Source organism: Streptomyces sp. NPDC096132 (genome assembly GCF_044763345.1).
GTDB lineage: Bacteria > Actinomycetota > Actinomycetes > Streptomycetales > Streptomycetaceae > Streptomyces.
Genome location: NZ_JBIWGA010000013.1, coordinates 269,058 through 295,158, shown reverse-complemented (window position 1 = coordinate 295,158; position 26,101 = coordinate 269,058). Strand labels below are relative to the sequence as shown.

The following is a 26,101-nucleotide window of genomic DNA, read 5'->3' as shown; positions in this document are numbered from 1 at the left end:
CACGGCCGAGTACTCACACCCTCCCGAACGGCCGAATCGTCACATCGGTCACGCCCGGCCAGGACACCTCAACAAGATCGTGTTACAAGCTCTTACGGGCGAAGAGGCCGTGCCATTCGCGTGCCAGATCCTGCGGGGAACCACGGGGAACAGCGGGAAGCTGCCCGCGGTGCGTCCCAGGACACCAACGTGACTCCGCCGCAGGTCAGCGCAGCAACCGCCGCCAAAGAACCCAAGCTTCCCAAGCTCATGGTGGGCAGCCAGCCAACCAATCACGCCGTCTTGCTGCATGCAGCACCATCAGCGCGGATCATGAGGCGATGGATGAGGGGATAGCAGCATTGATCGCCGGCGCCGCTGCAGCGGTCGGCGGTGTGGTGGGAGCCTTCGGCGGCGGAATCATGAGCGCACGGGGTAGCGAGCGAGCAGCGGAGACGGCAGCAACGGCCGCCTTGCGGCAGGTCCAGGATCAAGGTGCTGTCGAACATGCTCACTGGGTCAGCGACAGACCCTGTACGCGCGAGTCGTAGAGCTCTACGTGACGGCCGGAGTGGACTTGGTGGCGGCTGCGAAGCAGTTGAAGCAAGGGACACCGCTCGGTGAGCCCGATAAGCAAGACATGCGAGCCACGGTCGTGGCCCTCGAAGCCGCGATAAGTCAGCTGGCGCTCTGGGGGCCACAGCCAGTGCAGGACATCGGAGGTGAGCTCAGGACTCGCATCAGGCGCGCTGCTGGGACGCTGTTCTCGTGGAGCGATGCTGCGGCCCGGGAACCTGATCAGGCTCACTTACTCACGGCAAGTCAGGAGGGAGCACGGCGGCAAGAGCTTGAAGGCTGGCGCACCGAATATCGCAGTGACCTCAGAACCGCAGCCGAGACCTACAACGAGTTCGTTCGCGTCGCTGGCCAAACGCTGCAAAGTGCCACCGCGCTTGCCCATCGAGCAGACGCGTCCGCATGCTGAGGGCACATTGGACGCGCTGAGACCCGACTGACGAGTGGAGCCTGGGCCGTCCCTGGGCCGTCCGAGGACGCTCAACAGTGGCCGAGGGCGACCAATGACGACCACCAGGCACTCAAGCCCACCGCCCCTGACCAGCAAAAACCCAGCTCACCAAGATTCCCGGCAACACCCAGGGCAAGAAGAAGTAAGGCCGCATCAGTAAGCCCCCGACCTGCGGTTTCTTGGCAGGATGGGGGCTTTTTGGTGGGCTAGGCTGCAACGGCGGACGCGGACGTCGAGGACGATCAGCAGCGCCACTGGGATGGCGATCTCGGCCGGAGCGTCGCCCAGGGGCAAGCGCCCCGCTGGCGGTACCGATGAGCGCGATCCACCAGCCACAGGGACACATGTCGACGGTGACACCTGTGCATGGACCACGGGGCTCCTGGTGTGTTCGGTTCCCTAGAAGTCCAATCGTCTCAGGTCAGCAGCGCCATCGGTTTCTTGATCAAGTATCGGACAGCCCACCGAGAGTCACGGTTCGGCCGTCGTCGGAAAGCGGTGCGAGGAGCGGCGGCGTGGTCGTTGGTCGTGGGGCTCGTACGGATCGGCCAGCTCCGGCCGTCACAGTCCGGCCTGGGGGGGGGCGGCGCGCCCGGCGAAGAACCACCGACCGGGGCCGGCGTGACGTACTAGTTCAGGTGCTGCTGCCGAGGAGCAACGTGCGGTGCTGCAGGGCCAAATGAAGCAGTGCGGCTGGTATTGGGGAGAGCTGGGGTGACGCGAGCAGGTCGCGGACCGTGTCTGCTTCCAGCGGCAGGCCCGTAATAGTGCTGCCACGCGGTCCGCTGATGAGGATGCCTTCGCTGGTGCGCTCGACCATCGAGGCGAAGAGTGTGTCGAAGACGTCGGCATCAAATACTGCGGTGGTCAGGAGACAGGGAACTAGGTTGTGCGCCTCGATGCCCATGCCGAAGTTCCATACCTTCAGGCGGCCGTCGGCTATGGCTCTAGTGAAGTCGCAGTAGGGAGGCGCGTCATAGTCGATCTCAGAGCCGCCTGCGCCGGTTGCCTCCGGGGCGCCGAGAAGTTCCTCGTTGAACTCCCGCATGATGTTCCGCCACAGGTCCAGATCCCGTCGGTGGCCAAGGGGTGAAAAAGACGCGGGCTGGAAGATTCCACCGGGAATTACGTTGTAGGTCTCTTCACCTGTCGCAACCTGCCCGGACGTACGGTAAATGAGAAAGAACGTGCCGTGTCCGGGGGCTGTACGCCGGACCGTGAGAGTACCGATCGAGGGAATAGCGCCGCGTCGTGGCAGAGACAGGGGATCTGACATCAGCAGAGCCCTCATGGGCAATCGGCGAAGGGACGGTGCTGTCGTTCCCCTCCCGGCAGCGCGGGCCAGTTCATGAAAGAGCGCCTCGCCCTGGTCCACGAGGTCGAAGTACCGACCTGGGCCGAACGACATCACCGGACCATCGGGGTGCTGCCAGTCGGCATGGAGCAAACGGAATGCCGACCGATTCTCAAAGAGAGCTGGCCGCATAAGCGCGTCGAGTGCTTCGGCGTAACCGGAATACTTGCTCCACCGCGTGCGTCGCGGTAGAACTCTTCGAGCTGCGGACCGTAGAGCACGATCTTCTGGTCGTCCAGCCTCTTCCCAGAGCAGACGGACCCGGTCGATTGGCAGCGGAACAGGTGGGCGCAACGTCGGAGTTGTTAATACCGCGCTGCCACCGATTCGCTCTAGCTGCGGCATTGCGGCAGTGTGGAGGTCAGCCGCCATGTTGGCTATCCGACCGAGGCTCTCTCGAAACTCGGTTCTTACCGCTCGGAAACGGTCCTGCGACGCTTTCACATTTGTATCGTCCAGAGCACGCCAGGCGTAGTAGCCGCCAGCGATCCCTGCAACGCTCGCCAGCGCGCCGATGCCTTGAAGTATGTCGCTACCACTCATACGGCCCTCGCCTCCTGAGGCCACGCCACTCGTCCTCGCAGGCATGATCTCAGTCACCGGGTTACTTGGAGAAGTAATCAGAGACGCCCGTATCGGGTTGCGTGCGTCGCTCGCAGTGTCCGGGGCCAGTTGGCCACTCAGCTTCCTTCCGTCCCGCCTCAGCTCAGCCTGTTTCAAGTACGGTCTAGGCCACTTCACTGCAAGCCGCCTGCTACCCGCTACTCGGTGAGTCGACGCGAACGACCGTGGACCAGCAATGGACGAAGGGCCACCAAGTACGCCGACGCAGCGTTGTAACCAGCAAGAAATGCGACAAGCTCAATCGCCCTCCAGAGCCGTGTACGCAGGTTCGAATCCTGCCGGGGCACCCTGTGTGAGGCGCCTTAGACGCCATCTCACGTGGTGAGTCTGGCGAGCTGCTTGTAGCAGATCAGGATGGCGGCAAGACCGAGGAAGGCGGCGAAGTGGCGGCTCTTGCGTTCGTAGCGGACGGTCAGGCGCCGGTAGTTGAACAGCCAGGAGATGCTGCGCTCGACCTTCCAGCGGTAGCGGCCCAGGCGTCCGCTCGACTCGATGCCGCGTCGCGCGATCTTGGGTGCGATGTTCCGGTGCCGCAACCAGTGGCGGAGCTCGGGATAGTCGTAGCCCTTGTCCGCGCGGAGCTTGGCGGGTCTGCGGCGTCGGGGCCCGCGGCGCGAGGCACGGCGGGGATGGCCATGACCAGCGGTTTGAGGGCAAGGCTGTCATGGGTGTTGGCGGCGGAGACCGCGGTGACCAGCGGCAGCCCCTGGGCGTCGGTCAGGATGTGAAGCTTGGCGCCGGGTCTGCCCCGGTCGACCGGATTCGACCCGACGAGCTGGCCCCCCCTTTTCGCCCGGATCGAGGCAGAGTCGACCAGGGCGGCAGACCAGTCGATCGCTCCTGCGGCGCCAAGCCGGTCGAGGACTCGGTGTGGAGGCGCCGCCGCAAGCCGGCGCTTGTCCAGGCGGCGAACCGGCGGTGTGCGGTGGCCGGACTCACGCCGAAGCAGGGCGGCAATCGACGCCAGGCACACGACGTGGTCAGCGCGTACACGATCGCGCAGAACACCTTCCGGTCCGCCACCGGAGCCGTTCCGCCGCCCTGGCGACGCGGCTGAAACGGCGGTATCAGCGGCGCTGCTATCTCCCACAGCCCGTCAGGAACCAGATCACGCTCAAGATCCATGGCCACAGTGGACGCTCATGCCTCAGGGCGGCCACGCCCGACGCCGGGCCGTCCGGGAGCGGTGGTTGGTTGCCCAGCCCGCTCTTCTAATCTGTTGGCGTGATCGACTACGACGAATCCGGCCGTCCTGTGGTCCAAGTGGGAGACTCCGGTCCTGCCCGCCTACTGCTCTCGGAGCCGACACGACCGTTCGAGGACGAACCAACGCTCGACTTCCTCATCAGGGCCTGCGGGCCATGGGGAAACGTCGAGACCTCGGTACAGACCTGGGACGGCGACGACCTCGACACCTTCCTCACCTCGCTTGCCGAAGACTTCCGGGGCTGGGAAGGAGTACGTACCTGGCACTCCCTCTGTTACGACCTGACCCTCTCAGCGGAGCACCGCCCCGGTGGCTACGTCCAACTGACTTGGGGCATCCACGACCGAGCGCCTTCGGAGGAATGGCACTTCGCGACCACCACGGTGCACGCAGCAGGCGAGGACATACGCAACCTCGCCGTCGAGATCCACACACTCATTGCGGGCGTCACGAAGTAGGCCCGAAGAGGAGCGCCTCACCACGTGAGATGACGCCTTAAGACCCCGTGACCGGCGGAAACGCTGAGTGCGGGGTCTTTGCGTAGGCGCAGGCGTATTCCGCCCGGAGGGTGGGATGTCGGGTCCGCGGGCGCGCTGGAAGGGATCTTGGAGCATTGTCGCGGGTGACGAGGGCTCTCGATGCTTCCCCTGGCTGACGAGGCAGCCGCCCGGCACGGACAGGAACCCGGTGTGTGTCAGAGGTCTGCGCTTGGATGAGCGGATGACCGTTCAAGATGTTGCTCGGCAGTTGCCCGAGATAGCCGTCCTCCGTGAGCACTGCCGTTCCCTGGCCATGCTGGAGGCGGTCCTTAGCCCTGAACGGGGTGATCGGTACTACTCCTTTGATGACCGCTGGTCCGAGGAGGAGTCGATGGGCTCGATGCGGGACGGGTCGGGCGGCGAGTACTCGATTGCCTTCTCGGCCGCCGGCGCCTACATCCGAGGGTTCGATCATGAATCGGCCATGAGCCCCTACGCGGGGGACGGGCCATGGCCCGGGGTGCTCGATGAGGTTCCCGATGTCTTCCGGTCGTGCGTGGAGGAGCCCGCCTTCTCGGATGAGGACGGGATGCCTGTCGTCACCGCTTGTATGTGGCGAGAGACGGGGGACGGCGGGTGGAGGACTGGGACGATCGACTTTCCCGACAAGGGAGACCCGGATGGCGCCGGGCGTCTCTTCCAGTTGTTGGTTGACCGCTCGCCTGAAGGGTTTCAGCGGTGGGCCGAGGACTACTACGAGGTCCCGGTTGATCTGGAGGCCGTTCGGCATGTGTTGTCTTCCCGTGTACTGACCGAGAGCGTCGTCAGCGCGTTGAACCCGGGGGTCACTCTGGCCGACCTTGCGCAGGACATCGCGGGGATTGGCTATCCGTTGAGGTGAGGCATTCACCGACGACGAGGCCATGGGACACGGTTCAGCCCGGCATTCCCCGCTCCGCCAAGCCGCTCTCGTAAGCGATGATCACCAGTTGGGCGCGGTCGCGGGCGTGGAGTTTGGAGAGGAGGCTGCTCACGTGGGTTTTTACGGTGGGGAGGCTGATCACCAGGTGGGTGGCGATCTCGGCGTTGGAGAGGCCGTTCGCGATGAGGATCAGGACTTCCTGTTCCCGTTTGGTCAGGCCCACCAGTTTCGGGGCGGGGCGTAGGGGCTCGGGGGTGGTGGAGAAGTTCGCGATGAGTCGGCGGGTGACCGAGGGGGCCAGGACGCCCTCGCCGGTGGCGATGACGCGGATGCCGGCGACCAGGTCGGACGGGGAGGCGTCCTTCAGCATGAAGCCGCTGGCTCCTGCCTGGAGGGCCGGGTAGACGTACTCGTCCATGTCGAACATGGTGAGGGCGAGCACCCGGACGCCGGTCAGGGTCTCGTCGGAGCAGATCGCTCGGGTGGCCGCGATGCCGTCCATGACGGGCATGCGGAGGTCCATCAGGACCACGTCCGGTTTGAGTCTGCGGGCCAGTTCGACAGCGGCGGCGCCGTCCGATGCCTCGCCGACCGCCTCCATGCCGGGGGTGGAGTCGACGAGGACGCGGAAGCTCCCGCGGAGCAGTGCCTGATCGTCCGCGATCAGTACTCGGACCGCCTCGGCCATCCCGCTGTCCTCGCAAGGTGTGCTGTCTTGGTCGTGGGGTCAGCCACGGAGTCAGCCAGCCACCCTAGCAGCGGGATTTCCGGCAACGTCCGTCGTGTGGAGTGGTTTTGGACAGCTCGTCGGCAGCTCGACCACCCCCGTCCCCCCGACCTCGATCCTCGTCCCGTACCCCTCCGAGAGGGCGGCGAAGTCCGTCAGGATTTCCTTGGTGAGCGGGGCATCCGCCAGGCGGGGGCGGCCTCGGTGGTGGACCGGGTGGCCGTGGCCCAGGTCGATCGGGTGGAGGTCGATCGTGGTGAGGGTGCCGGCGTCGAAGGTGAGGACGGGGAGCAGGGACTGCCAGTAGCGGCGGTGGGGAGCGAAGAGGCGGCGGCCGTTGGCGGAGAGGGTTGCGAAGTAGTGGCCGGGGGTGGGGTGAGGGGCGCCGGGGGCGGTGACCTTCGCGTAGTCCTCGGCGGGGATGTGGTCGGCCAGTTCGATCTGGCTGACGATGTTGCCGAGGCTGTAGAAGATCGGTTTGCCGTGGTGGAGTTCGAGGCCCCGTAGGAGGTGGGGGCCGTGGCCGACCACGACGTCGGCGCCCTCGTCGATCATGCGGTGGGCGAACTCGCGCAGGAACTCGCCGGGGGTGTCCGGGGTCGGGCCGGGCTCGTGGGAGTGCACGCTGACCAGCACGAGGTCCGCGCGGCGTCGGGCCTCGGCGACCCAGCGGGCGATGTCGTCGAGGTCCTTCGGGTCGCAGGCCGTGGTGAAGCCGGGGGTGTCGGCGGCCTGGAAGCGGGTGCCGAACAGGGTGAGCCGGTCGGGGCCGGGCATGGCGGGGTCGAAGCCGAGCAGGGTGCGGGCCTCGGCCCGCCGGGCGCGCAGGCCGGTGTCGCCGTCGATCTCGCGGAGGACGTCGAGTTGGGCCGGGGTCACGTGCAGGGTCGCGGTGTAGCGCAGGGGGTTCAGGCCGGGGCGGCCCGGCAGGTCCGGGGAGGGGGCGGCCGCCTCCTGGCCGGGGAGGAAGGTGGAGCTGCAGGAGATCACGGCGAGGCTGCCGCCGGGGCGGTCGACGTAGACGGGTCGTCGTGCGGCGGTGAGGTCGGCGCCGATCCCGGCGTGGGGGATCCCCTTGGCGGTCAGCAGGTCGGTGGTGCCGAGGACGCCCTCCGTGCCGAGGTCCAGTGCGTGGTTGTTGGCGCAGCCGAGGACTGTGAAGCCGGCCCTCGTGATCTCGTCCACCACACCTGCGTCCGCGATCAGGCCGCCGCCGCTCGCCGCGTTGTGCACGGGGTGGCCGCGCCCAGTGGCGGGGACCACCTCCAGGTTGGTGAAGGCGAAGTCCGCGCTGTGCAGCAACCCGTGGAGTTCCTCGGCGGCGGGGGCGGAGGTGATCAGCGCTCCTCTGGTCGCCATGCAGTCGCCGGAGAGCGCCAGCGTCAGCCGGCTCATTTCCGGGCCTCCGTCACCGCGCGGGTGAGGGCGGCGGCCGGGTCGGAGCCGGTGACCTCGACGCGCTCGCCGTCCACCAGGACGGTCGGGGTCAGGGCGACCTCGCGGGAGGCGGCGTAGTCGGAGACGTACCCGACCCAGGGCGTGTACGTACGGTCCTGGACGCAGCGTTCGAAGGCGTCGCCGGTGATGCCGGCGTCCCGGCCCGCGGCGATCAACTGGGCCTCGCTGAGGCCCGGTCCGCCTTCCGGGGGCTGCTGCGCGAACAGTACGCCGGTGTACTCCTCGAACTTGTCCTGGTCGGCCGCGCAGGCGGCGGCGGAGGCGGCCCGGGTCGAGTAGCCGGCGGGGCTGCTGCGTTTGTCGAGGAAGGTGACGGGGTGGTAGACGACGCTCACGTCGCCGCTCGCCTTGAGGGTGCGCAGTGCGCCGGCCAGGGACTTCTCCGTACGGCGGCACTCGGGGCAGAGGTAGTCGAGGTAGACGTCGATCCGTACCGTCCCCTCGGAGGCGACCAGGCCCGCCTTGTCGTCGGAGACGGCGGCGGGGACCCGGCTCGGGGCCTTGTCCGGCGCGGTGTTGGTGGCACGGACCAGACCGGCGCCGACCAGCGCGGCACCGACGACCACCACCACGGCCACGAGCGAGACCACCAGGGTGCGCCGCCGACGGTGGCGCCTGCGCACCATCTCCTCGACCATGACGTCCGTCGACTGCATGTCTATCCCTCCTTCGCGTCCAGGACCCAGCGGTCCAGCGCGTATCGGGTTCGCGGATTGCGGATCAGCAGGGCGGCCGCGCCGAGGAAGACGAGGTCGCGGGCGATGTCGACGGCGTAGCCGCGCTGGGCCCCGCTGGTGACGGTGCCCGCGCCGCCGAAGCAGCCGCAGTCGATGGACAGTCCCCGGGCCCACACCGAGGCGATGGCGGCGATGTACGTCACCATCAGCACGGCGGTGGCCGCCGCCACGGCCCGGGTGGCGAGTCCGGCGATCAGCAGGGCTGCGAGCGCCAGTTCGATGAACGGCAGTGCGCCGCCGATGAGTTGGGCGGCGCCGTCGGGGACGAGCCGGTAGAGGGCGACCGTACGGCCGGACTCCGTGAGGTCCCTGGCCTTCACCAGGCCGGCGTAGCCCAGGACCCCGGCCAGCAGCAGGCGCGCGGCGGTGCCCAGCCAGGGGTGCGTGAAAAGCACCGCCGGCTTCCCTCTCCTGTTCTCGACGGCCCTGTCCTCGACGGGCCCGTCGCTCACGGCCCCGTTCACGGCGTCCGCGAGAAACGGTAGGTGGCCAGGCCCAGCGCTACGGCGGTGAGGGCGGCCAGCAGGCCCAGTTCCGCGATCACGGGCGGGTTCCAGTCGCCCAGCATCAGCCGGGTCTGGTCCGAGGTGAGCACGTCGGGGCCCGGCAGGGTGCGGCGGACCGCGTCGACGCCGTAGGTGAGCGGGTTGAGCTTGACGACGGCGTCGAGCCAGCCCGGCAGTCCGTTCGGCGGGAACATCGCGCCGGAGAAGAACATGAGGGGCATCAGGCTCAGGTTCACCACGATCTGGAAGGTGTCGACCTGCCGGATCGTGACCGCGGCGAGCAGTCCGAGCGCGGTGAACATCAGCGAGACCAGCAGGATCTCCAGCAGGACGACCAGCAGCATCGGCGTGTAGCGGATGCTCGCTATGCCGCCGACCGACAGGACCATGAGGCCGTAGATCCCGCCCGTGGTGGCTCCGCCGAGCGCGAGGCCGAGGACGATGCTGGAGCGCGGGAACGGCGCGACGAGCATCTGGCGGAGCACGCCGAGCCGGCGGTCCCACACCAGGGAGATGCCCACCGCGATCGCCGGGGCCTGCACGGACATGACCAGCGTGCCGGGGAACAGGTAGGCCCGGTAGTCGTTCAGCTGGGCCTTGCCGAGGCTGGAGGACGCCGCGTCGAGGCCGGTGCCGAGCACGACGAGGAACAGCAGTGGCGTCACCAGGCCCATGGCGAGGCGTACGGGGTTGTGCCGCAGCCGGGTCATCTCCCGCCGCCACAGCAGCGCGTACGGCCGGAAGGACGAACCCCGCCCGGTGGTGGCGGGCACCTCGGCGGGGGCCGCCCGGCCGGGGGGAGTCTCCAGGACGGTGTCGGTCGGGCTCATCGCGGTCCCTCCAGGGAGGTCTCGGTCCGGCTCATCGGAGTCCCTCCAGGACGGTCTGAGATCCGGCTCGTCGCAGTCCCTGCAGGACGGTCTCGGTCCGGCTCATCGGAGTCCTCCAGGACGGTTTGGGGTCCGGCTCGTCGCAGTCCCCCCAGGACGGTCCGAGATCCGGCTCGTCGCAGTCCCCCCAGGACGGTCCGAGATCCGGCTCATCGCAGTCCCTCCGGGGACGGTCTCGGTCCGGCTCATCGCAGTCCCTCCCCGAGGTTGCCGAGTGTGCGCGGGCCGGTGCTCTCCCTGATGGCCAGGCCGGTGTGGTGCAGGAAGACGTCGTCGAGGGTCGGCTGGGTGACGGTCACCGAGCGCACGGTCAGGCCCAGTCCGGTGCACAGTCGCGGCACCAGACCGGCGCCGTCGGCGACGCGCAGGCGCAGGCCGTCCGGTGCGGGCTCGGCGACCAGTCCGAAGCGGTCGGCCAGGGCGGTCGCGGCGCGAGGGTCGTCCTCCGTGCGCAGGACGACGAGGTCGGATCCGATGACGGACTTCAGCTCCGCGGGCGTTCCCTCGGTGATCACCTTGCCCCGGTCGACGATCGCGATCCGGTCGCAGTGTTCCGCCTCGTCCAGTTGGTGCGTGGTGAAGAAGACCGTGATGCCGCGCTCCTGCCGCAGCCGGTCCAGGTGTTCCCAGACGGCGGCGCGGGTCTGGGCGTCGAGGCCGGTGGTCGGCTCGTCGAGGAAGAGGACGCGGGGTGCGCCGAGCAGTCCGCGGGCGATCTCCAGTCGGCGGCGCAGGCCGGTGGAGAACTGCCGTACGGGGATTCTGCTGCGCTCGGACAGCTCCATCATGTCGAGCATCGCGGCGATCGCGGTCCGTGCCTCGTGGCGGGGCAGTCCGCACAGGTCGGCCTGGAAGCGGAGGTTCTCGGTGGCCGTGAGCTCCAGGTCGAGGGTGGACTCCTGGAAGACGATGCCGATCCTGCGGCGGACCTCGGCGGGCCGGGTCGTGACGTCGAAGCCGGCCACCTCGGCGCGGCCCGCCGTGGGCCTGAGCAGGGTGGTCAGCATGCTGATGGTGGTCGTCTTGCCGGCGCCGTTCGGCCCGAGGAAGCCGTACGTGACGCCGTCGGGCACGGTCAGTTCGAGTCCGTTGACGGCCGGGGTGGTGCCGTAATACGCGTACAGGCCCTCGGCCTTGACCGCCGTCATGAGCCATCCCCCCGGTTCCCCGCATCCCCCCGGTCTCCGGCATCCCTCCGGTCCCCCACATCCCTTCGGTCCCTCACATCCCGCCAATCCGCCGCATCCCTCCGGTCCCCTATATCCCTCCGGTCCCGCACATCCCGCCGATCTCCCACATCCCGCCGATCCGCCGCATCCCGCCGATCCCCCACGCCCCTTGCTCCCCCGCGCACCGCCAGGACCGTCCGGAACACGCTCAGTTCGCCCGGCTCGTCCACGGGCCGGCCGTCGACCTCGACCCAGGCGTGCGCGCCGAAGGGCTGGGTGCGGAAACCCGTGCACCAGTCGGGCCAGGTGCCCCGGGCGCGGCAGAGCAGGACGGTGGCGACGGAGCGCTGTAGGCAGCCGAGGCCGGCGCAGCGGGTGCTGACCGAGACGACCGACCGGCGGGCCCGGGCCGCCTGGGCGTACGTGGCGGGGCGGGTGCCCCGGCTGACCACGCGCAGCGCCCGTTGCAGCCGGGCCGGGGGCAGTTGGACCAGCAGGCGGGCGGCGCCGGCCGCGCAGCGGGGGGCGAGCTGCCGGTGCCACGGCAGCCGTGGGGCCTGTTCGGCCACGGCGGGGGTGGTCACGGGGCGACCTCCACGAGGTGGGCGGCGCTCAGCGCGTCGATGAGGGCCTGGACGTCCTGGCGTGCCTGGACGTCGCTCACCGGTGCGGAGGCGGTCAGGCTCGCGGCGGCCGCGTCGGGGGCCTCCCCGTCGAGCAGCTTGCGCAGGATGGTGGAGCCTGAGGCGTTCAACTGGAAGTAGCGGCCTCGGCGTCCGTCGAGCAGGACGGCCCCGGACTCGACGGGGGTGAGCGTGACGTCGCGGGCAAGACTCAGCTTCATCGGCGTTCTCCGGTGTCGTGGGGGTGCGGGCGGCCGTCCGGCGGGGTGTGCGTCCGCAGCCAGCTCTCGCACGCCACGGTGGACTCGATCGGCTGGAGGTGGTGCGACATCGGGCCGGGGTTGAGCACGCCGGCCCGGAAGGCCGCCGCGTCGATCAGGCCGAGCCGGGCGAGCCGCGAGTCCTCGCTGAGCTCCAGCAGTCGGGCGCGGTTGCGTTCGATGCCGCGGAAGGCCTCGGCGCTGAACTCGCCCTTGTCGCGCCGGTCGAGGATGTCGTCGGGCACGATCCCGCGCACGGCGGAGGTCAGCAGCGGTTTGAAGCGTCCGCTCGCCAGGCGCTGGTCGATCCGGGTGGACAGCGCCGCCTCCAGGACCCGGTCGTCGAGGAACGGCGCGTCCCAGACCGTGCCGGTGCCGGCGATGGCGGTGTTGACGTGGCGGACGGTGTTCCCCTCGAAGACGATCGAGGCCAGGGCCTGGTGGCGGGCCCGGTCGGCGTCCAGCGGTTCGGGTGTCTCCCGGGCCGCCGTCGTCAGCAGGTCCCGTACGGCCGTCACGGCGTCCGGGGTGGCCCAGGTGGGCATGCGGGGTGCGAAGACCCAGCCGAAGTCGGGTTCGTCGAGGGGCGGGGGCGGGGCGCTGATCCGGGCGGCGACGGCGGTGAGGTTCCGCGCGAAGCCGGACCGGTCGGCGAGGGCCCGTACGGTCGCGCCCCACGACCAGCGGTTGGCCAGGCGGTAGCGGTTCACCAGCCGCAGCCCGCCGACCGGCTGGGCGCGGGCCAGCGACCAGGCGCAGGCGGGCATCCGGCCGAACAGTTCGTCGCCGCCGAAGCCGGTGAGGTGCAGGGAGGCGCCCTCCTGGGTGGCGCGCCGTGCCAGGTCCTGGACGTGGGCGAGTCCGGAGGCCCAGGTCGAGGGCCCTTCGGGGGCCACGCCGGGACGGCCGGAGGTGTAGCCGATGTCGAACAGGTTCTCGGCGCGGTCCGCGGAGAGCAGGTGGTGGCGGGCCCCGGGGAGCAGGGCCGCCGCCTTGCGGGCCCAGGGGGTGTCCTCGTTGGCGCTGTCGAGCGGCATGACGTGGTACGTGACGAGGTCGGCGCCCGCCGCGTCGGCGAGGAAGCACAGCGAGGTCGAGTCCAGGCCGCCGGAGAGATCGGCGCTGAGGGTCCGGTCGGGGCGCACGCGGGCGGCGAGCGCCTCCTCGAGTGCCGTGCGCACGGCCCGGGCGCCCTCGGCGAGGGAGAGGGTGGCGTCGGGCAGGGTCCACCAGCGGGTCTGCCGGGCGCGGCCGGACGGCTCGAGTGCGAGCCAGTGCCCGGTGCGGAGCGGCTCGATGCCCTTGCGGACCGGGTGCAGGGCGAGCGGCCAGGGGGCGCCGCCGGGCGCCAGCAGCCGGGCGGCCAGCAGGTTTTCGTCCAGGCCGGCGCCGGTGAGGCGCAGCAGCGGTGCCATGCCGCTCGCCGCGACCGTCACCCCGTCGATCACGGTGGTGAAGACCTGTCGTACGCCGGCGACGGAGCCCTGGACCCGGGTCCTGCCGTCCATCGAGACCGTCAGATGAAAGAGTCCCGGCAGCCGGGACGCGAAGGTGTCCACGTCGTGGAGCGAGCGCATCCGGCCGAGTGCGGCCGTGGCGGCGGCGACGTCCAGCCGGGTGTGTCCCAGCAGTACCGTCCGGCGCGGGCCCGCCTCTACGACGGTGATCTCGTCCGCGGGCCAGTCCCCCAGGATCCAGGGCCGCCCCGACGCGTGATCGATCCGGTGGGTCGCCGGCAGCCGCGCCGCGAGCGCGGCGGCGGCCGGGCAGTCCGGAAGAACTACGAATTCCATGTCGCCTCGTTCCCCGGGCGGTGCCGGTACGCCCGGGGGCGCACCGGCACCGGTGTGATCACCAGAAGCAGACGATGGCGTAGCCACAGCCGGCGAAGTCGTTGCAGCTTCCGACGCCGAGGCACTTGGTGAGCTCGTCGAAGTCGCCGACTTCCTGGAGGGTGGGGGGCTCGTAGATCGCGGACATGGTTCCTCCCGGTGGGTCAGGTGGCCGGGCCGACCTGTTCGGCCCGTGACCTGTCCGGGAACCTATGGCGCGGCATGTCCCACTGGCATGGGGCAGCTGCCTCATGCCTGTCCCGTCAGGTGTCCCACCGGCGGTGGCGGAGGTAGCCGGCGGCCAGGGCCGCGGCGGTCCAGGCGAGGAGCACGAGGAACCCGGTGGTCGCGTCGTGCGAGCCGACGGTGAGCAGCTGGGTGCCGGCGCGGTCGGGGAAGTAGCGGACGACGTCCTTGGTGGCCCCGATGACGGACAGGATCTGGGAGCCGGCGAGCACCATCGGGAGCAGCACGGCGAGCGGGAGGACGGCGCTGCGGGCGGTGGCGGCGACGCCCGCGGCGAACAGGCTCATCAGCGTCAGGTAGACGATGGCGCCCGCCAGTGCGCGGGGGACGCCGTCGGTGCCGATCGACGCGCCGTGGGGGCCGAGGGCGGACTGGGTGACCAGGTAGGAGGCGAGGGTGACGGGGACGGCGACGGCCAGGGCGGCGACGGCGGTGACGGCGGTCTTCGCCGCGTAGAGCCGGCCGCGCCGGGGCACGGCGAGCAGGGAGACCCGCATCATGCCCGAGGTGTACTCGCCGGCGACGATGAGGACGCCGAAGACGATCAGGGCGAGCTGGCCGTAGAGGATGCCGTCCAGTCCGGCCTGTTCGGGGGTGAAGTCGGAGCGCAGGCCGGGGTTGTCGGAGTCGATGGCGTTCTTCGCGGACCAGCCGCCGAGGGCGGCGACGGCGATGCTGAGGGGGACGAACAGCAGCAGGGCGAGGAACGTGCTGCGCACGCCCCGCAGTTTGGTGAACTCGGCGCGGACGGCGGCGAGGGTCTCAGACACGGGTGGTGCCTCCGCCCTTGGCGATGAGTTCGAGGAAGGTGTCCTCGAGGGATCCGGTGTGGGTGCTCAGTTCGTCGAGGGGGATGCCGCCGGCCGCCGCGAGCCGGTTGACCTCCGCCGCGGCCAGGCCGGTGACCTCCAGGCTGCCGTCCGGGGCCAGCCGTAACGAGGCTCCCTCGTGTTCGAGTGCGCCGTGCAGCCGCATGGGTTCGGAGGTCCGTACGCGGACGTACGTCCGTCCGTGGCGCCGGACGAAGTCCTCGGTGCCGGTGTCCGCGACGAGCCGGCCCCGGTTGATGACGATCAGGTGGTCGGCGACCAGGGACATCTCGGTCATGAGATGGCTGGAGACGAGGACGGTGCGGCCTTCGGCGGCCATCCCGCGCAGCAGTTCGCGCAGCCAGCGGATGCCTTCCGCGTCTAGGCCGTTGACGGGTTCGTCGAGCACGAGCACGGGCGGATCACCGAGCAGCGCCGCGGCCAGGCCGAGCCGCTGGCCCATGCCGAGGGAGAACGTGCCGATCCGCCGGCGGGCCGCGTCGGCGAGGCCGACCATCTCGAGGACCTCGCCGACGCGCTGCCGGGCGATGCGGTTGCTGTGCGCGAGCCAGCGCAGATGGGCCACTGCGGTCAGGCTCTTGTGCGGTACGGCCGTCTCAAGGAGGGCGCCGACCTGCCGGACGGGATAGGTCAGTTCGTGGTAGGCGCGGCCGTCGATGCGGGCGGTTCCGTCGTCCGGCCGGGTGAGGCCGAGCATCATCCGCATCGTCGTGGACTTCCCGGCCCCGTTGGGGCCGAGGAAGCCGGTGACGGTGCCGGGCCGCACCGTGAAGGTGAGGCCGCCGACGACGGTGGTCTCCCCGTACCGCTTGGTCAGGTTCTGCACGTCAATCACAGGGCGAGTCTGGTTCAGGCCCCCTGCCGGGCACATCGGTCCCGGGACGGGACCGGCGGGCGGTCCGCGCGGGCGGAACCCATACCTGAGGATGAGTCCCGGGGATGAGGGGGGCTCAGTGGGGCGGAGGGGGGCTCAGTACGGCAGGGTCGCCAGGATCCGGAATCCGCCGCCCGGCCGGGGTCCGGCGGCGAGTGTGCCGCCGTGTGCCGCGACCCGTTCCTTCATGCCGACCAGGCCCATTCCGCCGCCGGGCACGCTGGGCCGGGGTCCGGCGCCGGGTCCGTCGTCGGTCACGTCGATCGTCAGCGTGCCCTGCTCCGCGAGGAGCCGCACCCGACAGCGGGTGGGTGCCGCGTGCTTGACGACGTTGGTCAGCGCCTCCTGGACGATCCGGTACGCGGACAGCGCGACGCCGTCGGGGGGTTCCTCCGCGTACCGGGGAAGCAGTTCGACGCGTACGCCGGCCGCCTCGGCGGTGGTGACCAGGGCCGGCAGGTCCGCCAGTCCGAGGACCGGGCGCAGGTCCTGGGCGCCGCCGTCCTGTTCCCGACGCAGCGCCTTGAGGGTGGCCCGCATGTCGCGCAGTGCCCGGCGGCTGACGTCCTCGATCACCGTCAGCGCCTCCTGTGCCTCCTCGGGCCGGGTGGCCACCACGTGGTTGGCGACACCGGCCTTGATCGCGATCAGGCCGACGCTGTGGGTGACGACGTCGTGCAGGTCGCGGGCGATGCGCAGGCGTTCCTCGGCCTTCGCCTTCTCGGCCGCCTGCTCGATGGCGCGCCGGGTGTTCTCCCGCCGTTCCCTGACGGACGAGCCCGCGGCCCAGGCGGCGCCGAGGACGAGCAGCCCGAAGAGGATCTGCACGACCTGGGTGCCGCCGGGGTAGCTCTGACCGCCCGTCAGGGTGAGCAGGGCGGCGCCCGCCGCGCAGAGGCCGGCGACGACCGCCGCGGGGAGTCCGGGGCGTCGCCTCGTGGCGGCCACGGTGTAGAGGGCGTAGGCGGCGGCGAGGAACGGCGTCGGTCCGACACCGGCGGCCAGGGCGGCGCAGGCGGCGGCCAGGGTGAGGCCGAAGACCGGCAGGGGCCACAGTCGCCGGCCGGCCGTGGGCAGGGCGGCGCTCAGTGCCAGCAGCCATACGGTGCCGGCGCTCGCTCCGTCGCCCGCGGCCGGCCGCAGCAGTGACACCTGGGGGAGCAGCGCGAGCCCCAGTGCGGCGAGTACGTCCAGTGTGATCAAGCGCCGCAGAGGGATGTCGCCCATGCCCCGAACGTATGCGGTCGGCTCGGTGGGGCGCAACGAGCGGCGGGTCTTTGCATTTGCCGGCAATTCTCTGTGTCCGACTATTCGGCGCATGCGTCACCTGTTTTTCGGCCACCGATTCGTTGCGCTCTTCGCAACCGGCCGGGGGAAGGAGCCGAGGTCAGGCTGGAATGCCCGGCCGCGGCCGGAGCGAAGCCGTGACCGATTGCCGTCCATCAAGCGGAACTGTCATCTTCCACTTCGCCGGGGCGAACTTGCGTTCACGTCGATCACGTACTCATACTCGAGAACAGCCGCCATCACAAACGGGACGTCGAGTGTGCCTACGTCGCCGACTCCGCCCCACTTCGTGAATCATCGACCAGCAAGGGCGCACCGCGCCGTTCAACGGGGAAGCAAAACGGGGGTCACGATGATCATCTCCGGAAATCCACACTCCGAACAGGCGTCCGGAACCGTGTCAGTGAATTTCCAGGAGACGTGGAGAGATGGACATCAAACTGTTCCTCATCAGCGACAATCCGGTCGCCCTCGCCGGGCTGGAGGCGATCATCGACCGGGACGAGCGCGTGACCCTCGTCGGCCGGGCCCCGGACGGCCCCTCCGGCCTGCGATGTCTGGAGAACATCGCGTTACAGCCCCACGTCATCATCCTCGGTGAGCCGCCCTCGAAGCGGACCATCTGCGACAACGTCCGCCAGATCGTCTCCCGGTACCGCGAGAATTCCCGCCCGAAAATGATCGTGGTGTCCCAGAACGACGAGGACGACGTGATCATCGCGGCCCTGCGCGTGGGCGTCAACGGTTATCTCGCGCGCATCGGCTCGTCCGAGGAACTGCTCCACTCCGTCCAGATAGTCGCAGGCGGCGGCGCCGCTTTCAGCCCGACCATAGCCGACCGGCTCAGCAGATACTTCTCCACCGTGCAGGACCTGCCGGAACTGACCGGACTCTCCGAGCTGACCAGCCGGGAACTGGAAATACTGGAACTGCTCGCGGGCGGACTGGGAAATCAGCAGATCGCCCGGCAGCTTTTCCTGGCCGAGAAGACGGTACGCAATTACGTCTCCCGGATTTTCACGAAACTCGAGGTGCACGACCGGACCACGGCGGCGGTCGTGGCACGCGACGCCGGCTTCGGCGGACGCACCGGCGCCCTCGTGCCGCAGAGCCTCTGAGCCCCCGTCAGCCGGGGCGGCGGCGGGTGCTGGCGCGGACGCGCAGTTCGACGGGGACGAGGGTCAGGGGCGGCACCGGTGTCTCCGGGGCCGAGGACGCCTCGATGCGGTTCAGCAGGATGCGCAGCGAGATGGTGCCGATGTCCGTGAAGTCCGTACGGATGGTGGTGAGCGGGGGCAGGAAGTGGGCGGCCTCCGGGACGTCGTCGTAGCCGACCACGCTGACGTCCTCGGGCACCCGGCGGCCGGCCTCGTGGAGGGCGCGCAGGACCCCCAGGGCCATCTGGTCGTTCGAGACGAAGATCGCGGTGACGGACGGGTCCTCGGCGAGTTCGCGCCCCAGGTCGTAGCCCGAGTCGGCGCTCCAGTCACCGATGAGCGGGGGGTGGATCTCGGCGCCCGCCGCCTTCAGGGTGTCCCGCCAGCTGTCCGCACGGCGGTCGGCCGAGGTCCAGCCGGTCGGGCCCGCCACATGCCGGACGGTGGGGTGGCCGAGGGACAGCAGGTGCTCGGTGGCCTTGCGGGCACCCTTGCGGGCGTCCGAGGTGACCATGGGGGTGCCGTCGCCCAGGTCGTTGTCCATGACCACCAAAGGGGTGTCCAGGCGGGCCTCGGCCAGCGCCCGGGCCACCCACAGCTGGGGAGCGATCGCGATCACACCGTCCGCGCCCTCCGCCGACAGCCGGTCCGCGGCCTGCACCACCATGGCCCTGTCGGCCGTGTCCAGGGCGATCGAGCTGACCAGGTAACCGGCCTCCTGCGCGGCCGTGTTGATCGCGGTCAGGGTGGAGGCGGGGCCGTAGCGGGCGGCGTCGAAGGAGATCACGCCGAGCATGCGGGTACGGCCGCTGGCCAGGGAGCGGGCGCTGCGGCTGGGGCGGTAGCCGAGGGTGCGCATCGCCGCCTGGACGGCCTCGCGGGTCTCGGCCCGCACGGCCGGGTTGTCGTTGAGCACCCGGGAGACCGTCTGCTTGGAGACGCCGGCCAGTTTCGCCACGTCGTCCATCACGGGGCGCGCGCCGGCGAAGTTGCGTCGGCTGCGTCCCTTGGTCGCCGGGCCGTCTGCGGCGCTTGGCGTCATGGTGGGTGCTCTGCTTCCTTCGGCCTGGGCTGCTCCGCGGGCGCTCCGGGTGACGACCGCGGATCCACCGGGCCTGCCCCGCCCGGCGGACCCACAGGATAGGCCGGACGGGGTGCGCGGAACGGGCCAGGTCCGCCACAGGCGGCCCATGCCGGCAACCCACAGCACGCCCCGCGCCCCCGCTCGACGGGGTCAGGTCCGGCCGAGCGTCCACCTGCGGCGCGTCACCCACTCCGCGCGCCGCACCTCCGCCACGCCCACGGGGGCCTCCCCCGGCGCGAACACCTTCGCCCCGGCGGCCGGCGGCAGCAGCTTCAGGAGCACCGGCTCCCCGGGCGGCAGCCGGTCCGGGGCCAGGTCCCACGGGCGGCCCGCGAAGAACTGGTCGGCCACCAACCGCTCCCCCACGTACGCCCGCGCGGCGTCACCCGTCCAGTGCAGACGCAGGAGGGTGCCCTCGGGGAGATCCCCGGGGACGTCCACCCGGTACACCGCCGCCACGGAGTCGTAGGGCTCGTCGTCCGGGGCGCTCGCGCGGCCCAGGACCCCGGTCATGGGGCGGGCGGAGGACCCGGCGGGCGGAGAAGAAGTGCTTGCTGCTGGTGTCGGGCCAACCGCCGTCGGCCTCTCCGTCCAGAACGCCTCGGATTGACATGCTCCTCGCCCTGAAGGACCCAGCAACGGGGTCCTGAAGGGCGAGGATTCTGGCCTTCTCGACTGGAGGCTGTGCCGCTACGCCGCACGGTTTCCGGTCTCGAATCCATGGCTTCCTGTTTCTTCGCGCTGTGCCAGAACGGGTTCTGGTCTTACCTGCGCTCCGCAGGCCGATACCGCCAGTCCGGCGGCCGTCTTCACGTTGATCGCGGCGTTGTGGTCCCGGTCGTGGACGGTGCCGCAGGCGGTACAGGTCCATTCCCGGACGTTGAGGGCTCTGGGTCCGTCCACGGCGCCGCAGGTGGAGCAGGTCTGGGAGGTCGGTTCGAACCGGCCGGCCTTGACCAGGGCGCGGCCGTACCGTTCCGCTTTGCACTCCAGCATGCTGACGAACGAGGCCCATCCGGCGTCGTGCACGGACTTGGCCAGCCTGGTGCGCGCCAGTCCCGCCACCGACAGGTCCTCCACGGCGATCCCTTGGTTCTCGGAGATCAGCCTGGTGGAGAGCTGGTGGTGGAACTCACGGCGCGCATCGGCCACCTTGGCGTGGGCGCGGGCGACCTTGAGGCGGGCCTTGGCCCGGTTCTTCGATCCCTTCTGCTTGCGGGACAGCTCCCTTTGGGCCTTCTTCAGCTTCTTCTCCGCCCGGCGCAGGAACCTCGGGGAGTCGATCTTCGTCCCGTCGGACAGGACCGCGAAGTGGGTGAGGCCGAGATCGATGCCGATGGTGCGGTCGGTCGCGGGCATCCGTGCCCGGTCGGCGGCGGGGTCGGTGTCGATGACGAAGGAGGCGAAGAATCTGCCGGCCGCATCCTTGACGACGGTCACGGAAGTGGGTGTTGTGGGCAGCGTGCGGGACCACCGCACCTTCACCGCGCCGATCTTCGGCAGGTTCAGACGGCCGCTGTCGGTGATGTTCCAGCGGGCGTTGGCGGTGAACCGGATCGATTGCCGGCCGTCCTTGCGGGACTTGAAGCGGGGCGGCCCGAGCCTTCGGCCCTTGCGGGTTCCCTTGAGGGCGGCGAAGAAGTTGCGGTACGCGGTCTCGGCGTCCTACAGGGACTGCTGGAGCACCACCGCGGAGACCTCGCCCAGCCAGGACCGCTCGGCTGTCCGCTTGGCCCCGGTTATCAGGCGCGTGGACAGCTGACCGGCCGTCGGGAACGGGTGCCCAGCCTTGCGGGCGTCTTCACGGGCGCGCACCGCGTCGTTGAAAACGACACGGGCGCACCCGAACGCCCTGGCCAGCGCGGCCCGCTGAGCGGCATCGGGGTACAACCTGAAGGCGTACCGGAGCTGCATGACGATCACACTAGGCAAGTCGAACCCACGTCGTCACCGGGAACGTGTGAGCGACCCGTCACCGTCACGAAGCAGGGTCCGGCACCGCCGGAACGCCACCGCGACGCAACCACACGATTCACTTCACCCCCGGCCTGAAGGCCGGGGCACTGCGAATGAATCCCGGTAGCCGCCGTAGAGCGGGGGCAGTTCGTCGCCGGGGAGCTGGACCCCGCCCCAGGCCGTCGAGGTCCAGAGGGGGGCGACGAGGCCGGCGTCCTGGGCCATGCGCTTCAGGGTCAGGAGGTGGCCGGGCTGGTCGTACAGCTCGTTCTCGATCTGGATCGCGACGATGGGGCCGCCGGACGCCCGGTCCAGACCGGCGAGTTGCGCCGCGATCGCCTCCCACCACGGGCGTACGGCGGTCAGGTACGCGGGGTCGTCCGTGCGGGGCGCGGCAGTGCGCGCCAGTACCCAGTCGGGGAGACCGCCGTTGCGGACCTCGGCGTGGGACCAGGGGCCGACGCGGGGGATGAAGTCCAGGCCGTGGCGGGCGCAGAGGTGAGCGAAGCGGCGCAGGTCGCGGTTGTCGTCGAAGCGGATGTGCCCCTGGGTCTCCTCGTGGTGGATCCAGATGAGGTAGGAGGCCACGGCGGTCACCCCGCCCGCCTTCATCTTCAGCAGCTCCTCCTCCCACTCCCGGGCCGGGTAGCGGGAGTAGTGGAACTCGCCCGAGACGGGGAACCAGGGGCGGCCGCCGCGGGTGAGCCCGCGACTGGTCACTTCGATGGGGTCGGGGGCGGACGGGGCGTCGGAGAAGGGGAGGTGGCCTCGGAGCGGGGGTGAGCGGGGGTGCGGAGGGGGTGGGGACGCGGATGTGGTGGTGCGGCATCAAGGGTCTCCGGGCGGGGGTGGAGGGGCGGGCTGCTCCGGGCGGGGGGTGGAGGGTGGAGGGGCGGGTTGCCCCGGGCGGGGGTGGAGGGGATGGGGTGGAGGGGCGGGTTGCGTCGTTGGCTGTGTCAGGACTTCGCCGGGCCCAGGTCCGGGGTGTCGGTGAGGTGGGCCTTCGGGGTGGTGGTGCCGTGGAGTTCGAGGAGGATCAGGTCGTTGGAGCCGGGGCGCAGGACGGGGGCCGGGACGTAGAGGGTGCGCTGGGGGCCGCGGTTCCAGTAGCGGCCCAGGTGGAAGCCGTTGATCCAGGCCTGGCCCTTGGTCCACCCGGGGAGGGAGAGGAAGGTGTCGGCGGGCTCGGCCACCTCGAACGTGCCCTTGTGGAAGGCGGGTTGGGCCGAGGCGGGCGTGTCCGCCGGGCCGAAGGCGATCGCGGGCGGTTCGTCCACGGGCAGGGCGTGGCAGTCCCAGCCCCGCAGGGCCTCGCCGTTGAAGGTGACCGGGCCGAGCAGGCCCTTGGGGACGCCGATCCGGGGGCCGTAGTTGACCCGGCCCATGTTCTCCACGAGTACGTCCAGGACCGCGCCGGGGCGGGGGACGTGGACGGGCAGTGTCTCGTCGTAGCGCTCGCGTTCGAGGACGCCTGCGGGGGCGCCGTCCACGAAGACCTGGGCGCGGTCGCCGACTCCGCCCTCGAAGTGGAGCAGGCCGGTCCCGGTGGCGGACATGGTGGTCCGGTAGAGGACGTATCCGGCGCGCCGGCCCAGCTCGTCGGCGGTGACGGGATCGATCGAGCGCGTGCCCTCGTGGCCGAGTCGCCTGAACAGCGAGAGCCGGTGGGTCAACTCCACTTCCGTGTGCGGGAGTTTGGGTGACGGTGAGGGGACCGGTTCGGCCGGCACCGTGGCGTGACGGGCGATCACCTCGCGGAAGGCGTGGTACTTCGGGCCCGGGTCGCCGCTCTCGGTGAGGGGGGCGTCGTAGTCGTACGAGGTGATGGTGGGCGCGTAGGCGTGGTGGTGGTTGGCGCCGTTGGTGTAACCGAAGTTGGTGCCGCCGTGGAACATGTAGATGTTGACGGAGGCGCCCGCGGAGAGGAGACGGTCGAGGTCGGCGGCCGCGTCGGCGGTGTCCCTGCCGTGGTGGGGGCCGCCCCAGTGGTCGAACCAGCCGATCCAGAACTCCGAGCACATCAGGGGGCCTTCGGGCTGGGCCTCGCGGAGGCGGGCGAGGTGGTGGTCCACCCGGCTGCCGAAGGTGGCGGTGGCGAGGACGCCGGGGAGGGTGCCGTGGGCGAGGTGGTCGCCGTCGGCCTGGTCGCAGGTGAAGAGGAGTTCCTCGATGCCGCGGGAGCGGAGGCTGCTCTCCAGGTGCTTGAGGTAGGCGGTGTCGTCTCCGTAGGCGCCGTACTCGTTCTCCACCTGTACGGCGATGACCGGGCCGCCCGCCGCCGCCATGTACGGCAGGAGCGGGGGGAGGAGGAGGTCGAGGTAGCGGTCCACGGCGCCGGTGAAGCGGGGGTCGCTGGTGCGGAGGCGGATGTCGGGGTCGGCGGTCAGCCAGAAGGGGAGGCCGCCGCCGTCCCACTCGGCGCAGATGAAGGGGCCGGGGCGGAGGAGGACGTGGAGGCCCTCCGCCTGGGCCAGGCGGAGGAAGCGGGGGAGGTCGAGGAGGCCGTCCAGGTCGAGGGTGCCGGGGGTGGGCTCGTGGAGGTTCCAGGGGATGTACGTCTCCACCGTGTTCAGGCCCATCAGGCGGGCCTTGCGGAGGCGGTCGGTCCACTGGTCGGGGTGGACGCGGAAGTAGTGGAGGGCGCCGGAGAGGATGCGGAAGGGGGTGCCGTGGAGGAGGAAGCCGTCGGGGGTGGTGGTCAGGGCGGGCATGGTGGTTCCTTCTGCGGGAGTGGGATGGTGACGCGCGGGTTCTTGGGTGCGCCTGCTGCCTGGGGGTGGGTCGGGGTCGTGGCGGTGCGTCGAGCCCGTCGCGCGTTGGGCGTACTGCTGCCCGCTGCCACAGTTGAACGGGGCAGAGACGAAGTAAGCGACGGGCTGCGACGCACCGCCACGACCCGCTCCCGTGGTCGGGCGGGTGCGGGTGCGTGGGCCCCTCCCTGGGGGGAGGGCGGGTGCGGGTACGTGGACCCCTCCCTGGGGGAGGGCGGGTGCGGGTGCATGGCCCCCTCCCTGGGGAAGGGCGGGTGCGGGTGCATGGCCCCCTCCCCCAGGGAGGGCGGGTGCGGGTGCATGGCCCCCTCCCTGGGGGAGGGCGGGTGCGGGTGCGTGGCCCCCTCCCTGGGGGAGGGCGGGTGCGGGTGCATGGGCCCCTCCCTGGGGAAGGGCGGGTGCGGGTCTGCTGGGGCCCTCTCCTAGAGGGCCGTCCTCGTGTGCTCAGGGGTCGTCGGCGTGCGTGTTGTTCGGGTCAGCCAGAGGGTTGCTGCCAGGCAGGTGGCGGAGATGGCTGACAGGAGGAGGGGGACGGCGTTGACGCCGGACCACTCGATGACCTTGCCGAGGGAGGGGCCCGCTGCCACGCCGCCGGCCATGGAGGCGGCTATGACCAGGGCGCCGGCGCGGCGGGCGGTCGGGGCGGCCCGGTGGAGCCAGGGGAGGCCGGTGGGGAAGATCGGGGCGATGAAGAGGCCTACGGCGGCGTAGGCGTAGGGGGCGAGGGGTGGTATCGCGGCCAGGAGCAGGGAGGCCGTCATGCCGGCGCAGGAGACGGTGATGATGGTCTGGGGGGAGAAGCGCAGGGCGAGGGGGGCGACGAGGAAGCGGCCGACGGTCATCATCAGCCAGTAGCCGGAGGTGGCGGTGGCGGCCATGGCGGCGCTGTAGCCGGCGGTTTCCAGGTGGGTGGGTTCCCAGCCGCCGACGCCTGCCTCGATGCCCACGTGCAGGACGTAGAGGGTGACGAAGACCGCCAGTACGGAGCGCAGGGCGCGGGTCCTGGCGGGGGTGGCCGTCCGGGGGGCGGTGGGGTGGGGGGTGTGGTCGCTCACTCCTCGTAGGCAGAGGAGGAGGGGGAGGGTGGTCAGCGCGAAGGCCAGGAAGACGGTCGGGTAGCGGTCGGCGCCGGCCGTGCCGATCAGGGCGGGGCCGAGGATCGCGCCGATGCCGAAGTGGGCGTTGAGGATGTTGAGCATCGCGGTGGAGCGGTGGCCGAAGCCCACGGCGAAGAGCTGGTTGAGGCCGTAGTCGATGCCGCCGAAGCCGACGCCCGCGAGGAGCGCGGCGGTGAGGGCGAGGGGCCAGTTCGGGGCGAGGGCGAAGGCTGCCGCGCCGATGGCCATCAGGAGGTACGACGTGCCGAGGATTCGCCGGTTGCCGATCCGGCCGTACAGCCGGTCGAAGAGGAGGACACCCGCGACCCCGCCGACGAAATGGGCGCTCAGGCCGAGCCCGGCGGCGGAGGGTGAGAGCCCGAACTCCTCGCGCAGGGCCGGGATCGCGGGTCCGTAGAGGGCCTGAAGCACGCCGATCAGGACGAAGCCCACACAGGAGGCGACGACGGCGGGGGTACTGAAGACGGCAGGGACGGCGGCGGGTGCGTCCGGGACACCCGGCTTCGGCGGGGTGCGCCGTTGCTGCGTGGAGTGATCGGTCACGCGGGCTCCAGGGGCGGACGGCCCACGGCGGTGTGGGCAGGGGTGTGATGCTCCGAACGAGCGTCGATGTTACCGGTAACATTCACGGCGTCAAGATGGCCGGACAAACATCGCCGGGGCCGGCCGCCCGCGGCTCGATAATCGCTTCTACGGGTCAGCCTTCCTTTCCCTGATCACTCAACGTGATGAAACACCTAGGACTCGCTACGGCGTAGCTGTCGGTCTGGCTCTTGATGGTGCGCCAGTCCCGGAGGCGGCCAGTCCGACGGTGAGGCCGAGGAACTCGCGGCGGGAGTCGTGCTCCGCGATCGGGAGGGTGACGGCGAGGAGGGCGGGAATCGCCTTCAGGCCGGGCAGCAGGCCGCGCAGGATGATGCCGCCCAGCCGCAGTCGGGGTTCGCGGACCTCGGGCACGGTGCTCATTCCGGCACCCTGGCCTGC

General features: G+C 70.5%; 22 protein-coding genes and 3 pseudogenes. 3 read left to right on the top strand and 22 right to left on the bottom strand.

The window, feature by feature from the left end; genetic code table 11:
• Positions 1–1,640: 1,640 nt before the first annotated feature.
• Positions 1,641–2,903, bottom strand: coding sequence for a transcriptional regulator (locus tag ACIRF9_RS29735; protein WP_403828235.1), 1,263 nt, complete (start codon positions 2,901–2,903; stop codon positions 1,641–1,643).
• Positions 2,904–3,298: 395 nt separating this feature from the next.
• A pseudogene (locus ACIRF9_RS29730) lies at positions 3,299–4,109 on the bottom strand (IS5 family transposase).
• A 99-nt stretch (positions 4,110–4,208) separates the two neighbouring features.
• Between ACIRF9_RS29730 and ACIRF9_RS29725 the strand changes: the two are divergent.
• Together ACIRF9_RS29725 and ACIRF9_RS29720 are read left to right on the top strand one after the other, a co-directional pair.
• Positions 4,209–4,649, top strand: coding sequence for a DUF6228 family protein (locus ACIRF9_RS29725; RefSeq protein ID WP_403828233.1), 441 nt, complete (start codon positions 4,209–4,211; stop codon positions 4,647–4,649).
• 262 nt (positions 4,650–4,911) lie between these two features.
• Positions 4,912–5,571 (top strand): hypothetical protein, encoded by a 660-nt coding sequence (locus tag ACIRF9_RS29720; RefSeq protein ID WP_403828231.1) that lies wholly within the window; start codon positions 4,912–4,914, stop codon positions 5,569–5,571.
• 34 nt (positions 5,572–5,605) lie between these two features.
• On the opposite strand, the gene ACIRF9_RS29715 is transcribed toward ACIRF9_RS29720, so the two are convergent.
• From ACIRF9_RS29715 to ACIRF9_RS29655, 13 genes are all read right to left on the bottom strand, one after another.
• Positions 5,606–6,280, bottom strand: a complete 675-nt coding sequence (locus ACIRF9_RS29715; protein ID WP_403828229.1) for a response regulator — start codon at positions 6,278–6,280, stop codon at positions 5,606–5,608.
• A gap of 51 nt (positions 6,281–6,331) precedes the next feature.
• Positions 6,332–7,714, bottom strand: coding sequence for a lasso peptide C-terminal Trp epimerase (mslH, locus tag ACIRF9_RS29710; RefSeq protein ID WP_403828227.1), 1,383 nt, complete (start codon positions 7,712–7,714; stop codon positions 6,332–6,334).
• Complete coding sequence (locus ACIRF9_RS29705; RefSeq protein WP_403828225.1) at positions 7,711–8,433, bottom strand: DsbA family protein; 723 nt, start codon at positions 8,431–8,433, stop codon at positions 7,711–7,713. The genes mslH and ACIRF9_RS29705 overlap by 4 nt, the downstream gene beginning before the upstream one ends.
• 2 nt (positions 8,434–8,435) lie before the next feature.
• Positions 8,436–8,909 carry a MauE/DoxX family redox-associated membrane protein gene (locus ACIRF9_RS29700; protein ID WP_403828223.1) on the bottom strand — a complete coding sequence of 158 codons (474 nt, stop codon included), beginning with the start codon at positions 8,907–8,909 and terminating at the stop codon, positions 8,436–8,438.
• Positions 8,910–8,974: 65 nt separating this feature from the next.
• Entirely contained in the window at positions 8,975–9,850 is an 876-nt protein-coding gene (locus tag ACIRF9_RS29695) for an ABC transporter permease (protein ID WP_403828221.1), read from the bottom strand.
• A gap of 245 nt (positions 9,851–10,095) precedes the next feature.
• A complete protein-coding gene (locus ACIRF9_RS29690) occupies positions 10,096–11,058 on the bottom strand; it encodes an ATP-binding cassette domain-containing protein (protein ID WP_403828219.1) in 963 nt (320 codons plus the stop codon).
• Complete coding sequence (locus tag ACIRF9_RS29685) at positions 11,055–11,663, bottom strand: lasso peptide biosynthesis B2 protein (RefSeq protein ID WP_403828217.1); 609 nt, start codon at positions 11,661–11,663, stop codon at positions 11,055–11,057. Before ACIRF9_RS29685 ends, ACIRF9_RS29690 begins: the two co-directional genes overlap by 4 nt.
• Entirely contained in the window at positions 11,660–11,923 is a 264-nt protein-coding gene (locus ACIRF9_RS29680) for a lasso peptide biosynthesis PqqD family chaperone (protein ID WP_403828215.1), read from the bottom strand. Before ACIRF9_RS29680 ends, ACIRF9_RS29685 begins: the two co-directional genes overlap by 4 nt.
• Positions 11,920–13,755, bottom strand: a complete 1,836-nt coding sequence (locus ACIRF9_RS29675) for a lasso peptide isopeptide bond-forming cyclase (protein WP_403828214.1) — start codon at positions 13,753–13,755, stop codon at positions 11,920–11,922. Before ACIRF9_RS29675 ends, ACIRF9_RS29680 begins: the two co-directional genes overlap by 4 nt.
• 58 nt (positions 13,756–13,813) lie before the next feature.
• Positions 13,814–13,942 (bottom strand): aborycin family tricyclic lasso peptide, encoded by a 129-nt coding sequence (locus tag ACIRF9_RS29670; protein WP_403828212.1) that lies wholly within the window; start codon positions 13,940–13,942, stop codon positions 13,814–13,816.
• A gap of 115 nt (positions 13,943–14,057) precedes the next feature.
• Positions 14,058–14,810 carry an ABC transporter permease gene (locus ACIRF9_RS29665; protein WP_403828210.1) on the bottom strand — a complete coding sequence of 251 codons (753 nt, stop codon included), beginning with the start codon at positions 14,808–14,810 and terminating at the stop codon, positions 14,058–14,060.
• The gene (locus tag ACIRF9_RS29660) at positions 14,803–15,705 is read right to left on the bottom strand and encodes an ABC transporter ATP-binding protein (RefSeq protein ID WP_403828208.1); all 903 of its coding nucleotides are present in this window, start codon (positions 15,703–15,705) and stop codon (positions 14,803–14,805) included. The genes ACIRF9_RS29665 and ACIRF9_RS29660 overlap by 8 nt, the downstream gene beginning before the upstream one ends.
• 135 nt (positions 15,706–15,840) lie before the next feature.
• A complete protein-coding gene (locus tag ACIRF9_RS29655; RefSeq protein ID WP_403828206.1) occupies positions 15,841–16,971 on the bottom strand; it encodes a sensor histidine kinase in 1,131 nt (376 codons plus the stop codon).
• A gap of 488 nt (positions 16,972–17,459) precedes the next feature.
• Here ACIRF9_RS29655 and ACIRF9_RS29650 point away from each other — a divergent pair, with 488 nt between their 5' ends.
• Positions 17,460–18,149, top strand: a complete 690-nt coding sequence (locus tag ACIRF9_RS29650) for a LuxR C-terminal-related transcriptional regulator (protein WP_403828204.1) — start codon at positions 17,460–17,462, stop codon at positions 18,147–18,149.
• 7 nt (positions 18,150–18,156) lie between these two features.
• On the opposite strand, the gene ACIRF9_RS29645 is transcribed toward ACIRF9_RS29650, so the two are convergent.
• The 7 genes and pseudogenes from ACIRF9_RS29645 to ACIRF9_RS29615 form a co-directional block, all read right to left on the bottom strand.
• A complete protein-coding gene (locus ACIRF9_RS29645) occupies positions 18,157–19,230 on the bottom strand; it encodes a LacI family DNA-binding transcriptional regulator (protein ID WP_403828202.1) in 1,074 nt (357 codons plus the stop codon).
• Positions 19,231–19,422: 192 nt separating this feature from the next.
• On the bottom strand, positions 19,423–19,785 hold the full coding sequence (locus ACIRF9_RS29640; RefSeq protein ID WP_403828200.1) for a hypothetical protein: 363 nt from the start codon (positions 19,783–19,785) through the stop codon (positions 19,423–19,425).
• Between the two features lie 177 nt (positions 19,786–19,962).
• A pseudogene (locus ACIRF9_RS29635) lies at positions 19,963–21,186 on the bottom strand (RNA-guided endonuclease InsQ/TnpB family protein).
• A 153-nt stretch (positions 21,187–21,339) separates the two neighbouring features.
• A pseudogene (locus tag ACIRF9_RS29630) lies at positions 21,340–22,023 on the bottom strand (beta-galactosidase); the annotation flags it as partial.
• A 161-nt stretch (positions 22,024–22,184) separates the two neighbouring features.
• Positions 22,185–23,939, bottom strand: coding sequence for a beta-galactosidase (locus ACIRF9_RS29625; RefSeq protein WP_403828198.1), 1,755 nt, complete (start codon positions 23,937–23,939; stop codon positions 22,185–22,187).
• A gap of 482 nt (positions 23,940–24,421) precedes the next feature.
• Complete coding sequence (locus ACIRF9_RS29620; RefSeq protein WP_403828196.1) at positions 24,422–25,660, bottom strand: MFS transporter; 1,239 nt, start codon at positions 25,658–25,660, stop codon at positions 24,422–24,424.
• Positions 25,661–25,864: 204 nt separating this feature from the next.
• The gene (locus ACIRF9_RS29615) at positions 25,865–26,083 is read right to left on the bottom strand and encodes a DUF6336 family protein (RefSeq protein WP_403828194.1); all 219 of its coding nucleotides are present in this window, start codon (positions 26,081–26,083) and stop codon (positions 25,865–25,867) included.
• Positions 26,084–26,101 lie beyond the last annotated feature (18 nt).

Excerpts from the sequence above, each read along its gene's own strand:
- ACIRF9_RS29735 (WP_403828235.1), bottom strand. The coding sequence starts at position 2,903 with ATGAGTGGTAGCGACATACTTCAAGGCATCGGCGCGCTGGCGAGCGTT.
- ACIRF9_RS29720 (WP_403828231.1), top strand. The coding sequence starts at position 4,912 with ATGACCGTTCAAGATGTTGCTCGGCAGTTGCCCGAGATAGCCGTCCTC.
- ACIRF9_RS29715 (WP_403828229.1), bottom strand. The coding sequence starts at position 6,280 with ATGGCCGAGGCGGTCCGAGTACTGATCGCGGACGATCAGGCACTGCTC.
- mslH (WP_403828227.1), bottom strand. The coding sequence starts at position 7,714 with ATGAGCCGGCTGACGCTGGCGCTCTCCGGCGACTGCATGGCGACCAGA.
- ACIRF9_RS29705 (WP_403828225.1), bottom strand. The coding sequence starts at position 8,433 with ATGCAGTCGACGGACGTCATGGTCGAGGAGATGGTGCGCAGGCGCCAC.
- ACIRF9_RS29695 (WP_403828221.1), bottom strand. The coding sequence starts at position 9,850 with ATGAGCCCGACCGACACCGTCCTGGAGACTCCCCCCGGCCGGGCGGCC.
- ACIRF9_RS29690 (WP_403828219.1), bottom strand. The coding sequence starts at position 11,058 with ATGACGGCGGTCAAGGCCGAGGGCCTGTACGCGTATTACGGCACCACC.
- ACIRF9_RS29680 (WP_403828215.1), bottom strand. The coding sequence starts at position 11,923 with ATGAAGCTGAGTCTTGCCCGCGACGTCACGCTCACCCCCGTCGAGTCC.
- ACIRF9_RS29675 (WP_403828214.1), bottom strand. The coding sequence starts at position 13,755 with ATGGAATTCGTAGTTCTTCCGGACTGCCCGGCCGCCGCCGCGCTCGCG.
- ACIRF9_RS29670 (WP_403828212.1), bottom strand. The coding sequence starts at position 13,942 with ATGTCCGCGATCTACGAGCCCCCCACCCTCCAGGAAGTCGGCGACTTC.
- ACIRF9_RS29655 (WP_403828206.1), bottom strand. The coding sequence starts at position 16,971 with ATGGGCGACATCCCTCTGCGGCGCTTGATCACACTGGACGTACTCGCC.
- ACIRF9_RS29650 (WP_403828204.1), top strand. The coding sequence starts at position 17,460 with ATGGACATCAAACTGTTCCTCATCAGCGACAATCCGGTCGCCCTCGCC.
- ACIRF9_RS29645 (WP_403828202.1), bottom strand. The coding sequence starts at position 19,230 with ATGACGCCAAGCGCCGCAGACGGCCCGGCGACCAAGGGACGCAGCCGA.
- ACIRF9_RS29640 (WP_403828200.1), bottom strand. The coding sequence starts at position 19,785 with ATGACCGGGGTCCTGGGCCGCGCGAGCGCCCCGGACGACGAGCCCTAC.
- ACIRF9_RS29625 (WP_403828198.1), bottom strand. The coding sequence starts at position 23,939 with ATGCCCGCCCTGACCACCACCCCCGACGGCTTCCTCCTCCACGGCACC.
- ACIRF9_RS29615 (WP_403828194.1), bottom strand. The coding sequence starts at position 26,083 with ATGAGCACCGTGCCCGAGGTCCGCGAACCCCGACTGCGGCTGGGCGGC.